The sequence below is a fragment of the Pimelobacter sp. 30-1 genome (assembly GCF_018831735.1).
Taxonomy (GTDB): Bacteria; Actinomycetota; Actinomycetes; order Propionibacteriales; family Nocardioidaceae; genus Nocardioides.
In genome coordinates this window covers 41,988-53,085 of sequence record NZ_NHTS01000016.1, presented here as the reverse complement: position 1 = coordinate 53,085, position 11,098 = coordinate 41,988, and the positions used below count along the sequence as shown (strand labels likewise).

The following is an 11,098-nucleotide window of genomic DNA, read 5'->3' as shown; positions in this document are numbered from 1 at the left end:
AGCGCCGGACGACGCCCCGGCCGAAGACGTGCTGCCCGAGGCCTTCGCGCGGGTCTTGGGGGACTACGAGCGGCACCTGGTTGCGGAGCGCGACCTCGCCCCGCACTCGGTGAAGGCCTACCTCGGCGACATCGCGGGCCTGCTCGACCATGCCGGCCGCCTCGGCCTCACCGACATCGCCGAGCTGGACCTGCGCAGCCTGCGCAGCTGGCTGGCCAAGCAGCAGTCCCTCGGCCTGTCCCGTACGACGCTCGCCCGCCGCGCCACCGCCGCCCGGGTGTTCACCGGATGGCTGGCCCGCAGCGGCCGGACCCCCACGGACGTCGGCTCGGCGCTCGGCTCGCCCCGGCCGCACCGCACGCTGCCGGACGTCCTGCGCGTGGACGAGGCGAACGAGCTGATCGCCGCCGCGACCGGGCTCGCCGACGACGGCAGCCCCGTCGGCGTCCGAGACGTCGCGATGCTCGAGCTGCTCTACGCCACCGGCGTGCGCGTCGGGGAGCTGTGCGGGCTGGACGTCGACGACGTGGATCGCGACCGCAACGTCGTCCGGGTGTTCGGCAAGGGCCGCAAGGAGCGGACCGTTCCGTTCGGCCACCCCGCCGCGGCCGCGATCGACCGCTGGCTCGCCGCCGGCCGCCCGCAGCTCGCCCGGACCGGCTCGGGCCCGGCGCTCTTCCTCGGCGCCCGCGGAGGCCGGATCGACCAGCGCGCCGTACGCACCCTGGTCCACCGCCGCCTCGCCGACGTACCGGGCGCGCCCGACCTCGGCCCGCACGGTCTCCGCCACACCGCGGCGACCCACCTGCTCGAGGGCGGTGCGGACCTCCGCTCGGTCCAGGAGCTCCTGGGCCACGCCTCCCTGGCGACGACCCAGCGGTACACCCACGTCACCACCGACCGCCTGCGCCGCGCCTACCAGCAGGCCCACCCCCGAGCCTGAGCCCGCGACGCCCGGCCCCACCAACCCCGGCCGCTCACCCGTGAGCGGGAGCAGGCGCACCGGTCCGGCGAAGCCGACGAGCCGCAGCGGGTCGAGGTAGGTCCGGCCGGCGATCCATCCCCAGTGCAGGCATGCATGGGGGTGGCAGTGCGATCCCACGAGCTCCAGCACGCCGAGGACGTCTCCGGCCGCGACGCGGGTGCCGACGGAGAGGTCGGCGGAGGCGGCGACCGGCTCGTAGGTCGTACGGGTCGCGCCGTGACCCACGACAACGACTCCGCGGCCGGCGATCCGTCCGGCGAAGGTGACCTGTCCGGGGAGTGCGGAGCGGACCGGCTGTCCGGCGTGGCCGGCGAGATCCACTCCGCGGTGGCCGGCGCCGTAGGGGAGGTCCGGCGGATCGAACCCGTGCACGACCTGGGGGACCGGGGCGAGGGGCCAGACCCCGGTCGGATCCGACGCTCCCGCCTCCCGGTAGCCGGGCGGGCCGGATGACGACCCCGCACCGGGCAACCCAACCGGCCATGCGGGAGCCGCGGGAGCCGCGGGAGCCGCGGGAGCCGCGGGAGCCGCGGGAGCCGCGGGAGCCGTCGGCCTCAGGGCGAAGGTCAGCGCCGGGACCAGGGCGAGGACCGCGAGGAGGAGCAGCCGCGGGGCGAGTAGGCGCCGCGTCGGCGCGGTGCAGTCGGTAGCGGGGCGGGGACGGGTGGAGGGAGTGGGCGCGGTCATGGGTCGAGCCTGGGCCGGATGGGCCGGACCGGGGAGCGGCGCGGTCCACGCCTGTGGAGGAAGTGAGCACGGCGGCCGCCTGTGGAGAGCGGACGGCTGACTCAGCGACTGCCGAGACGGCCGGGACTGTCGGGACGGCCGAGACGGCCAAGGAATCGCTCGCCAGCCCAGCGCCCGCCGGCAGTTCGGCCCGACCCGCCCGACCGCCCGCCCGACCGCCCGACCGCCCGACCCCGCCCGACCGCCCGACCCACCTGCCACACGACCGACCCGCCACCCCGCCCCGCCCCGCCAAGGCCACAATTGGCTCCCACCCACCCAACGCCGTACGCTGGACGCACCGGTCCGCCCTGGGCCGGAATTCGCTCGTCCGCAGACCACGACGGGGCCACTCCGGTCCCGATCGCCCGTGGGCGTCGATCCTCAGTCCGTTCGAGGGGCTCGCTGAGCCCGGCAGAACGGTCGGATCGCGCGCAGACGACAGGACCAACTGAAAACCACACAGGAGAGAACCACCATGGCTGTCGTGACCATGCGCCAGCTCCTCGAGAGCGGCGTCCACTTCGGACACCAGACCCGTCGTTGGAACCCGAAGATGAAGCGATTCATCCTCACGGACCGCAACGGCATCTACATCATCGACCTGCAGCAGTCGCTGGCCTACATCGACCGCAGCTACGCGTTCGTCAAGGACACCGTGGCCAAGGGCGGGACGATCATGTTCATCGGCACCAAGAAGCAGGCGCAGGAGTCGATCGCCGAGCAGGCGACCCGCGTCGGCATGCCGTACGTCAACCAGCGGTGGCTGGGTGGCATGCTCACCAACTTCTCGACGATGAACCAGCGGATCAACCGCCTCAAGGAGCTCGACGAGATCGACTTCGACGACGTCGCGGGCTCGAACCGCACCAAGAAGGAACTGCTGCACATGCGGCGGGAGCACGCCAAGCTCGAGAAGACGCTGGGCGGCATCCGTGACATGGCCCGCGTTCCCTCCGCCGTGTGGATCGTCGACACGAACAAGGAGCACCTCGCCGTCGAGGAGGCGCGCAAGCTGCGCATCCCGATCATCGCGATCCTGGACTCCAACTGCGACCCGGACGACGTCGACTTCCCGATCCCGGGCAACGACGACGCGATCCGTGCGGTCGGCCTGCTGACCCGCGTCATCGCGGACGCCGCTGCGGACGGCCTCATGGCGCGTTCGGGTGCCGGTTCGGCCAACACCGCTGCCGAGGAGCCGCTGGCTCAGTGGGAGCGCGAGCTGCTCGAGGGTGACGCCACCCCGGCTGCTGAGACCACGGAGGCCGCCGAGGCTGCCGAGGCCCCCGCTGCCGAGGCCGAGGTCGCCCCCGAGGCGCCTGCCGCCGAGGCCGAGGTCGCCCCCGAGGCGCCCGCCGCCGAGGCTGTCGAGGCCACCGAGGCCCCCGCCGAGGCTGCTGCCGACGCGCCGGCCGAGGCCTGAGCCCCGCCCCACCACCGAACCTCCTGACCCTCAGACCCGAAGAAGGGATCCATGGCTTTCACTGCTGCTGACGTCAAGAAGCTCCGCGAGCTGACCGGCGCCGGAATGATGGACTGCAAGAAGGCGCTCGACGAGACCGACGGCGACTTCGACAAGGCGGTCGAGCTGCTCCGCGTGAAGGGTGCGGCCAAGGCTGCTGCCCGGGGCGCCGAGCGCGAGACCTCGGCCGGCCTCGTCGCCAACCACGGCGGCGCGCTGATCGAGCTGAAGTCGGAGACCGACTTCGTCGCCAAGAACGAGGAGTTCATCAAGGCCGCCCAGCAGATCGTCGAGGCGATCGACGCGGGCAAGGCCGGGGACACCGAGTCCGCCAAGGCGCTGCCGCTGGGCGACAGCACCGTGGGTGCGGTCGTCGAGAACCTCGCGATCACGATCGGCGAGAAGATCGAGCTCGGCAACGTCGCGTACTTCGACGGTCCGGTCGCGGTCTACCTGCACAAGCGTGCGGCGGACCTCCCGCCGGCGGTCGGCGTCATCGTCGAGTTCGACGGCGACGAGGCTGCTGCCCGCGGCGCCGCGATGCAGGTCGCGGCCCTCAAGGCGCAGTACCTGACCCGCGACGAGGTCCCCGCGGACCTGGTCGCCTCGGAGAAGGACGTCCTGACCAAGAAGACGATCGAGGAGGGCAAGCCCGAGGCTGCCGTCGCGAAGATCGTCGAGGGTCGTCTGGGCGGCTTCTTCAAGGAGATCGTCCTGCTCGAGCAGGAGTCCGTGGCGGAGAGCAAGAAGACGGTCAAGGCCGTCCTCGACGCCGCCAACACGACCGTGAAGCGGTTCGCCCGCTTCGAGGTCGGCGCCTGATCGCTCACTGAGCACACCGACGGCCGGCGTCCACCCCAGGGTGGACGCCGGCCGTCGGGCTTTTCAGCCGTCGTTCCGCCGCGACGGTGCCGTCCCAGGTTGTAGGTTTGACGGGTCCGGTCGACGGACAGGTGTCGTCGTGCGCCGCGCACGTTGCGGGCGCACTTTCGTGTCAGGTGAAGGAGATCGTCAAGTGGGACTCATTCAGGCTGCGATCGGCGCGATCGGCGGCACGCTCGGTGACCAGTGGCTCGACTTCTACGGCGTCCCGGACGGCGTCACCTCGACCGTGGCGGTCTTCCCCGCCGTGGCCAAGGGGCAGAACGCCGGACGCGGCAGCAACACCCGTGGGTCCGAGGGTGTGATCACCAACGGCTCGAAGATCATCGTGCCCGAGGGCTACGGACTGGTCCTGCTCGAGGACGGTGCCTTCACCGGGTTCGCCGCCGAGCCGGGCGCCTACATCTGGAACTCCGACGACCCGGCCTCGCAGTCGGTCTTCTCCGGCGGCGGCCTGGTCGACTCGATCATCAAGCAGAGCTGGGAGCGCTTCAAGTTCGGTGGGCGTCCCTCCGCGCAGCAGACCGCGGTGTTCGTGACGCTCAAGGAGCTGCCGAACAACAAGTTCGGCACCCAGTCGGAGATCTACTGGGACGACGCCTTCCTCAACACCCAGGTCGGCGCGATCACCCGCGGCACCTACACGCTCAAGATCACCGACCCGCTGACCTTCATCCGCAACTTCGTTCCGGCCGAGGTGATCGGCGGACGCGCGAACTTCGACTTCACCGACATGGACAACCCGGCGGGGGAGCAGCTGTTCAACGAGGTCGTCGGCTCGCTCGCGCCGGCGTTCTCGATGTACACCAACGACCCCGCCAAGGGGAACCGGATCTCCCGCCTGCAGCAGGACTCCATCGGGTTCGCCCAGTCGCTCTCGGCCGCGGTCGAGCAGAACTACCAGTGGCGCACCGACCGCGGTCTCGAGATCGTCAAGACCGCGATCATCTCGATCGAGTACGACGCCAACACGCGCGAGCTGCTCAAGAACGTCCAGCGTGCCGACGCGCTGTCCGGCTCGCGGGGCAACTCCAACCTTCAGGCGTCGGTCGCGGCCGGCATCGAGGCGGCGGGCGAGAACGCCGGCCCCGGCGGCCTGATCGGCATGGGCATGGCGACCGGCGGCATGGGCCTGGGCGGTCTCCAGCAGCCCGTCCCGCAGCAGCAGGCCCCGGCCGCTCCGGCCGCGCCCGCGCCGCCGGCTGCCGCCCCGGCCGCTCCGGCTGCCCCCGCAGCGCCCGCGGCCCCGGCCGCCGACGACCCGATGGCGGTCCTCAAGCGCGCCAAGGAGATGCTCGACGCCGGCCTCATCACCCAGGAGGACTACGACGCGGCAAAGGCGAAGGCGCTCGGTCTCTGACATGTCCCAGGAGTCCGCTGAGCCGCAGCACCCGACCTTCGACGGGCCACCCCTGTCGCTGGAGGAGGAGCTGGCGGCCGCCAAGGCCGAGCCGGAGCCCACGCCGAGCATCGAGACCGTCAACGAGTCGCTCAAGGACGGCCTGAACCGCTGTCCCAAGTGCGGCTCGACCGACGTCCAGCTGCGCGGGTCGACGGGCATGCTCGTGTGCCTCTTCTGCCGCAACGAGTGGCAGGAGGCGCGCGTCGAGGAGGAGTTCGGCCTCGGCGAGGGCATCGACGAGCTCGAGGGCACGATCATCGCGAGCGGCGCCGGCGACATCGCCGCCGACGCCGCGGTGATGCTCACCTTCAAGTGCGAGGCCTGCGGGGCCGAGGTCGTCGTCGACACCGCGCACGCGCTCAACGCGCGCTGCCACTGGTGCCGGCACACGCTCAACGTCAACCAGCAGATCCCCAACGGCGCCGTCCCGGACGCCGTCCTGCCGTTCCGGTTGACCAAGGACGAGGCGGTCGAGAAGATCCGCGAGTTCGCCTCGAAGCGGCGGCTCTTCGCGCACAAGCGGTTCAAGAAGGAGTTCGTCCCCGAGAACGTCCTGGGCGTCTACCTGCCGTACCTGATCATCGACGCCCGCGCCGAGTCGCAGTACTGGGGCAAGGGCGAGGTCCAGACGCGGCGCTGGACCGAGAAGCAGGGCGACAACAACGTCACCTACTACGCGGCCGACGTCTACCAGGTCCAGCGCGGGGTGAGCTTCACCGTCGACGACCTGACCATCGAGGGCTCGACCGAGCGGGCGTCGTTCGGCCCGGCGAACACCAACAACATCATCAACGCGATCCTGCCGTTCGACACCAAGAACGCCGTGAAGTGGAACGCCAGCTATCTCGTCGGCTTCACCAGCGAGAAGCGCGACGTCAACGTCGAGGCGGTGCGCCCGGTGTTCGAGGAGCAGCTGCTCTCGATCGGCCGCTCCGAGGTCCGCGCCTCGCTGGGCCGCTTCGACCGCGGCGTGCGCTGGGAGCAGGAGAAGATCGACGTCGGCGGCTCGCGCTGGGTCTCGATGTACCTCCCGGTCTGGCTCTACTCCTACCGACAGGAGAGCAACGGCTTGCTGCACTACATCGCGGTCAACGCGCGCACCGGCGAGACGATGGGCAGCATCCCGGTCTCGCAGCCCAAGCTGCTGCTCGCGGCGTTCACGGTCGGCACCTTCCTCGAAGGCATCGCCGGTGCGATCCTGGTGGCGACGGCATGATCACCGACCTGATCCTGCAGTCGTCCAGCGGGGACGGCGGCCCGCTCTGGCTGCTCGCGGCGGGGCCGGCGGGCGGCGCGGCGACGTACTGGGCCTTCTACCGCTACTACCGCAACACCGACAAGTCCCACGCGTTCGAGCGGGACACGATCATCGCCGCCCAGCCGGTCACCGGCGGGGAGGACAAGGTCGACCACATCGGACGTACCCGCGCCTCGGAGATCGACGGCGACAACGGGGGCGACTACCGCCGCCGGGTCCAGCGGATCCGCTGAGCCGGGCGCGAGCCCGCCCAGGTAAGGTCAGCCCGTGCCCGGTTACAAGCGAGTCCTCCTGAAGCTCTCCGGTGAGGTGTTCGGCGGTGGCAAGGTCGGGGTCGACCCCGACGTCGTCCAGGCGGTGGCCCACGAGATCAAGGCGGTCGTGGACGCCGGCGTGCAGATCGCGGTCGTCACCGGCGGTGGCAACTTCTTCCGCGGTGCCGAGCTCCAGCAGCGCGGCATGGACCGGGTCCGTGCCGACTACATGGGCATGCTCGGCATCGTCATGAACTGCCTCGCGCTCCAGGACTTCCTGGAGAAGCAGGGCGTCGAGACGCGCGTGCAGACCGCCATCACGATGGGCCAGGTCGCCGAGCCCTACATCCCGCGCCGCGCGATCCGGCACATGGAGAAGGGCCGCGTCGTGATCTTCGGCGCCGGCATGGGCATGCCCTACTTCTCCACCGACACCGTCGCGGTCCAGCGTGCGCTCGAGAGCCGCTGCGACGTCGTCCTGGTCGCCAAGAACGGCGTCGACGGCGTCTACAGCGCCGACCCGAACGTCGACCCCACCGCTACGAAGTACGACGAGCTGACCTACGACCAGGCGATCGCCGAGGGTCTGCGGATCATGGACCAGACGGCGTTCGCGCTGTGCGGCGAGAACAAGCTGCCGATGATCGTCTTCGGCATGGAGCCCGAGGGCAACATCCTGCGCGTCGTGCAGGGTGAGAAGATCGGTACGCGGGTCAGCGCGGGCTGAGCAGCAGCGAACGAAGGAGAACCGGTGATCAACGAGACGCTCAACGAGGCCGACCAGAAGATGGGCAAGTCGGTCGACGCGACCCGTGAGGAGTTCGCGGCGATCCGGGCCGGCCGGGCGCACCCGAGCATGTTCAGCAAGATCCTGGTGGACTACTACGGCACGCCGACGCCGCTGCAGCAGCTCGCGTCCTTCACCGCCCCCGAGGCGCGCATCATCATCGTCGCCCCCTACGACGTGGGCGCGATCAACAACGTCGAGAAGGCGATCCGCGACTCCGACCTGGGCGTCAACCCGTCCAGCGACGGCAAGCAGCTGCGCTGCGTCTTCCCGGAGCTGACCGAGGAGCGCCGCAAGGAGTTCATCAAGCTCGCCAAGGAGAAGGCTGAGGGCGGCAAGGTCGCCGTGCGCCAGGTGCGCCAGAAGGCCAAGCAGGGCCTGGAGAAGCTCGAGAAGGACGGCGAGGTCGGCAAGGACGACGTCACCGGCGCCGAGAAGCGGCTCGACGGGCTGACCAAGAAGCACACCGAGGCCATCGACGAGATGCTCAAGAACAAGGAGGCGGAGCTGCTCGAGGTCTGACGACCCCGCGCACCCTCCGACTCCCTCGATGACGACACCGACGCCGTCCGACCCTGCCCCGACGAAGGACCACGGCCGGGCCGGCCGGGACCTCAAGGCAGCCGTCGGCTCGGCCGTCGTCCTGTTGTCCGCGATCGCCGCGTCGCTGCTGTTCTGGAAGCCGGCGTTCATGGTGATCGTCGCGGTCGCCGTGGTGGTCGCGGTCTGGGAGCTCCGCAAGGGGCTCCTGGCCAAGGACATCGACCTGCCCGAGCAGCCGCTGATGCTGGGCGGCGTCGTGATGGTCGTCGTCGCCTACCTGTGGGGCGCGCCGGCGCTGGTCACCGCCACCGCGGTGAGCGCGCTGGTGGTCATGCTGTGGCTGCTGCGCCGCGGCATCGACGGCTACGTCAAGAACGCCACGGCCTCGGTGTTCGCGCTCGTCTACGTGCCCTTCCTGGGCTCGTTCGTGGCGCTCATGCTCGCCGAGGGCGGGCGCTCCGGCGGTGGTCTGGACAACCCCGGGGTCAAGGGCATCATCACCTTCATCCTGGTCACGATCGCCTCCGACATCGGCGGGTACGTCGCGGGCGTGCTCTTCGGCAAGCACCCGATGGCGCCCGTCATCTCCCCGAAGAAGTCGTGGGAGGGCTTCGCCGGCTCGGCGATCGCCACGGTCGGTGCCGGCATCGGCCTGGTGGTCTGGCTGTTCGAGGCCGAGTGGTGGATCGGCATCGCGCTCGGCCTGATCGCGGTCGTCATGGCCACGCTCGGCGACCTGTGCGAGTCGGTCATGAAGCGCGACCTGGGCATCAAGGACATGAGCCAGGTCATCCCGGGCCACGGCGGCCTGATGGACCGGCTCGACTCGCTGCTCGCCACGATCGCCCCGATCTGGCTGCTGCTGCACTACGCCGTCTTCTGAGCCGCTGCCGCTTCCGCCAGCGCCGCGATCGCGGCGGTGAGCTGGTCCTCGCGCAGGTACGGCGCCGGCCCGAGCCGCAGGAACGTCCCCCGGCAGTCGGTGCTCACGCCGCGCGCGGCCAGCGCGCGCTGGAGCCCGGCCGCGTGCGGGCTGCGCAGCGCGAGGAAGCCGCCGAAGCCCTCGGCAGGGGTCTCCCGGTCGCGGGTGACGAGGCCGGGCGGCAGGTCGAGGGCGTCGAACGCGGTGGTCAGGACGCCGCGCTGGTGCAGCGCGATCTCCCGCAGCCGCGGCGGCGTCAGCCCCTGCTCGGCGAAGAAGTCGAGGACCCGGGCCGCGCGGTAGTGGCTCGTCGGGTCGTACGTCGCGCCGGCCCACGGGTCGCGCTCGTCGGCGTACCAGCCGGAGACGAGGGGGCGCAGACCCGCGGCGTGGGGCGGGAGGCGCAGGAAGCAGCAGCCCTCGCCGAGCTGGAGGTACTTGTAGCCGCCGCCGACCACCCACGCCTCGCCGAGGCCGGCCGCGCCGAGCCCGAGCGGGACGACCCCGAGCTGGTGGTAGGCGTCGACGAGCAGCTCGGCCCCGGTCCGGGCGCAGGCCGCCGCGACGGCGTCGAGGTCGGGGACGACCTGGCTGGTCGCGTAGAGCACCGAGGAGACGACGACCGCGGCGGTGCGGTCGTCGACGGCGGCGGCGAGCCGCTCGGCGAGGGAGGCCACGGGGTGGGCGGGGACGCGGGCGACGTCGAGGCCGGCCGTGGCGAGGTTGTCGAGCAGGTGGCGCGCGGAGTGGAACTCGGCGTCGGTGGTGACGATCCGCGGCCGGGTGCGCAGGTCGAGCGCGGACAGGAACCGCAGGAGCAGGTCGTGGGTGCTCGCGCCCAGCGCGACCGTGCCGGCCGGGTCGTCGAGGAGCAGCCGGACCCCGGCGCGCAGCCGCTCGGCCTTGGCCTCCGCCCGGTCCCACTTGGCGCCGACCTCGCGCGCCGCGTCGTCGTAGGCCTCGACGACGCCCTCGCGGGCGACGTCGGGCCAGGCCTGGTGGGAGTGACCGGTCAGCAGCAGCCGCTCGGCGACCCGGAAGTGCGTGTAGTGAGCCGCCAGGCTCACATCTCGCTCCGGATCGCCCACAGGTCGGGGAAGAGCGCCTGGGTGACCGTGCTCCACAGGTACGCCGCGCCGGACGAGCCGCCGGTGCCGGGCTTGGCGCCGATGGTGCGCTCGACCATCTTGACGTGGCGGTAGCGCCACTCCTGGAGGCCCTCGTCGAGGTCGACCAGGCGCTCGGCGACCTGGGCGGCGCCGCTCTCGTCGGCGTACGCCGCCAGGAGCAGGCGCTGGACGTCGGGGGAGGGCTCCCAGGGGGTGCTGAGGTCGCGGTCGAGCGCGGCGGCAGGGACGTCGTACCCCTGGGTGGTGAGGTAGCGCAGGAACGAGTCGAAGACCGACGGGCGCGACATCGCGGCGGCGATCCGCGCGCGCCCCGCGCTGCCCTCGGGGTAGTGCTCGAACACGCGGCGGTCGCGGCGGCCGAGCGTCGCCTCGAGCTCGCGGAACTGCTCGGACTGGAAGCCGCTGGAGGCGTCGAGGCGGCCGCGGAAGCTGGTGAACTGGCGCGGCGTCATCGTCTCCAGGACGTCGACCTGGGCGACGGCGACCTTGAGGATCGCGCGGACCCGGCCGAGCGTCTGGAGCGCGCGCGGGGTGTCGCCCTCCTCGAGCCGCACCTGGAGGCCGGTCAGCTCGTGCAGCATCTGCTTGAACCAGAGCTCGTAGACCTGGTGGATCACGATGAAGAGGAGCTCGTCGTGCTCGTCCGAGCGGGGGTGCTGCGCGGCGAGGACGTCGTCGAGGGCGAGGTAGGTGCTGTAGGTCAGCGCCGGGTGCGGCGCGCTCTGCTCGGTCACCTGCCTACTC

The 11,098-nt window shown here is 71.4% G+C and carries 11 protein-coding genes and 1 pseudogene; 9 read left to right on the top strand and 3 right to left on the bottom strand.

The annotated features are described in order from the left end of the window. Nucleotides 1-31 precede the first annotated feature (31 nt). Nucleotides 32-943: a tyrosine recombinase XerC gene (locus CCO04_RS26580; protein ID WP_252373976.1), complete on the top strand. Its 912-nt coding sequence runs from the start codon at nt 32-34 to the stop codon at nt 941-943. A 99-nt stretch (nt 944-1,042) separates the two neighbouring features. Here the strand turns inward: CCO04_RS26580 and CCO04_RS26575 are convergent. Continuing rightward, a pseudogene (locus CCO04_RS26575) lies at nt 1,043-1,672 on the bottom strand (peptidoglycan DD-metalloendopeptidase family protein); the annotation flags it as partial. Nucleotides 1,673-2,189: 517 nt separating this feature from the next. Here CCO04_RS26575 and rpsB point away from each other — a divergent pair. From rpsB to CCO04_RS26535, 8 genes are all read left to right on the top strand, one after another. Next, nucleotides 2,190-3,137, top strand: a complete 948-nt coding sequence (gene rpsB / locus CCO04_RS26570; protein WP_215817205.1) for a 30S ribosomal protein S2 — start codon at nt 2,190-2,192, stop codon at nt 3,135-3,137. A 51-nt stretch (nt 3,138-3,188) separates the two neighbouring features. Then, the gene (gene tsf / locus CCO04_RS26565; protein ID WP_215817204.1) at nt 3,189-3,998 is read left to right on the top strand and encodes a translation elongation factor Ts; all 810 of its coding nucleotides are present in this window, start codon (nt 3,189-3,191) and stop codon (nt 3,996-3,998) included. Between the two features lie 193 nt (nt 3,999-4,191). Next, a complete protein-coding gene (locus CCO04_RS26560) occupies nt 4,192-5,418 on the top strand; it encodes an SHOCT domain-containing protein (RefSeq protein WP_215817203.1) in 1,227 nt (408 codons plus the stop codon). A gap of 1 nt (nt 5,419) precedes the next feature. Then, nucleotides 5,420-6,676: a hypothetical protein gene (locus CCO04_RS26555; RefSeq protein WP_215817202.1), complete on the top strand. Its 1,257-nt coding sequence runs from the start codon at nt 5,420-5,422 to the stop codon at nt 6,674-6,676. Continuing rightward, nucleotides 6,673-6,951, top strand: a complete 279-nt coding sequence (locus CCO04_RS26550; protein WP_215817201.1) for a hypothetical protein — start codon at nt 6,673-6,675, stop codon at nt 6,949-6,951. The genes CCO04_RS26555 and CCO04_RS26550 overlap by 4 nt, the downstream gene beginning before the upstream one ends. A gap of 34 nt (nt 6,952-6,985) precedes the next feature. Then, nucleotides 6,986-7,699 (top strand): UMP kinase, encoded by a 714-nt coding sequence (gene pyrH, locus CCO04_RS26545; protein WP_215817200.1) that lies wholly within the window; start codon nt 6,986-6,988, stop codon nt 7,697-7,699. Between the two features lie 27 nt (nt 7,700-7,726). Continuing rightward, nucleotides 7,727-8,281: a ribosome recycling factor gene (gene frr, locus CCO04_RS26540; RefSeq protein ID WP_075018772.1), complete on the top strand. Its 555-nt coding sequence runs from the start codon at nt 7,727-7,729 to the stop codon at nt 8,279-8,281. A gap of 28 nt (nt 8,282-8,309) precedes the next feature. Beyond that, nucleotides 8,310-9,185, top strand: coding sequence for a phosphatidate cytidylyltransferase (locus CCO04_RS26535; RefSeq protein ID WP_215817199.1), 876 nt, complete (start codon nt 8,310-8,312; stop codon nt 9,183-9,185). On the opposite strand, the gene CCO04_RS26530 is transcribed toward CCO04_RS26535, so the two are convergent. After that, entirely contained in the window at nt 9,170-10,291 is a 1,122-nt protein-coding gene (locus CCO04_RS26530; RefSeq protein WP_215817198.1) for an aminotransferase class V-fold PLP-dependent enzyme, read from the bottom strand. The two genes, CCO04_RS26535 and CCO04_RS26530, sit on opposite strands and share 16 nt — an antisense overlap. Beyond that, the gene (locus CCO04_RS30015; RefSeq protein ID WP_215817197.1) at nt 10,288-11,088 is read right to left on the bottom strand and encodes a tryptophan 2,3-dioxygenase; all 801 of its coding nucleotides are present in this window, start codon (nt 11,086-11,088) and stop codon (nt 10,288-10,290) included. The genes CCO04_RS26530 and CCO04_RS30015 overlap by 4 nt, the downstream gene beginning before the upstream one ends. Nucleotides 11,089-11,098 lie beyond the last annotated feature (10 nt).

What these genes read in the sequence shown, in the direction of transcription:
- rpsB (WP_215817205.1), top strand. Translation starts at nt 2,190, where the DNA reads ATGGCTGTCGTGACCATGCGCCAGCTCCTCGAGAGCGGCGTCCACTTC.
- tsf (WP_215817204.1), top strand. Translation starts at nt 3,189, where the DNA reads ATGGCTTTCACTGCTGCTGACGTCAAGAAGCTCCGCGAGCTGACCGGC.
- CCO04_RS26555 (WP_215817202.1), top strand. Translation starts at nt 5,420, where the DNA reads ATGTCCCAGGAGTCCGCTGAGCCGCAGCACCCGACCTTCGACGGGCCA.
- CCO04_RS26550 (WP_215817201.1), top strand. Translation starts at nt 6,673, where the DNA reads ATGATCACCGACCTGATCCTGCAGTCGTCCAGCGGGGACGGCGGCCCG.
- CCO04_RS26535 (WP_215817199.1), top strand. Translation starts at nt 8,310, where the DNA reads ATGACGACACCGACGCCGTCCGACCCTGCCCCGACGAAGGACCACGGC.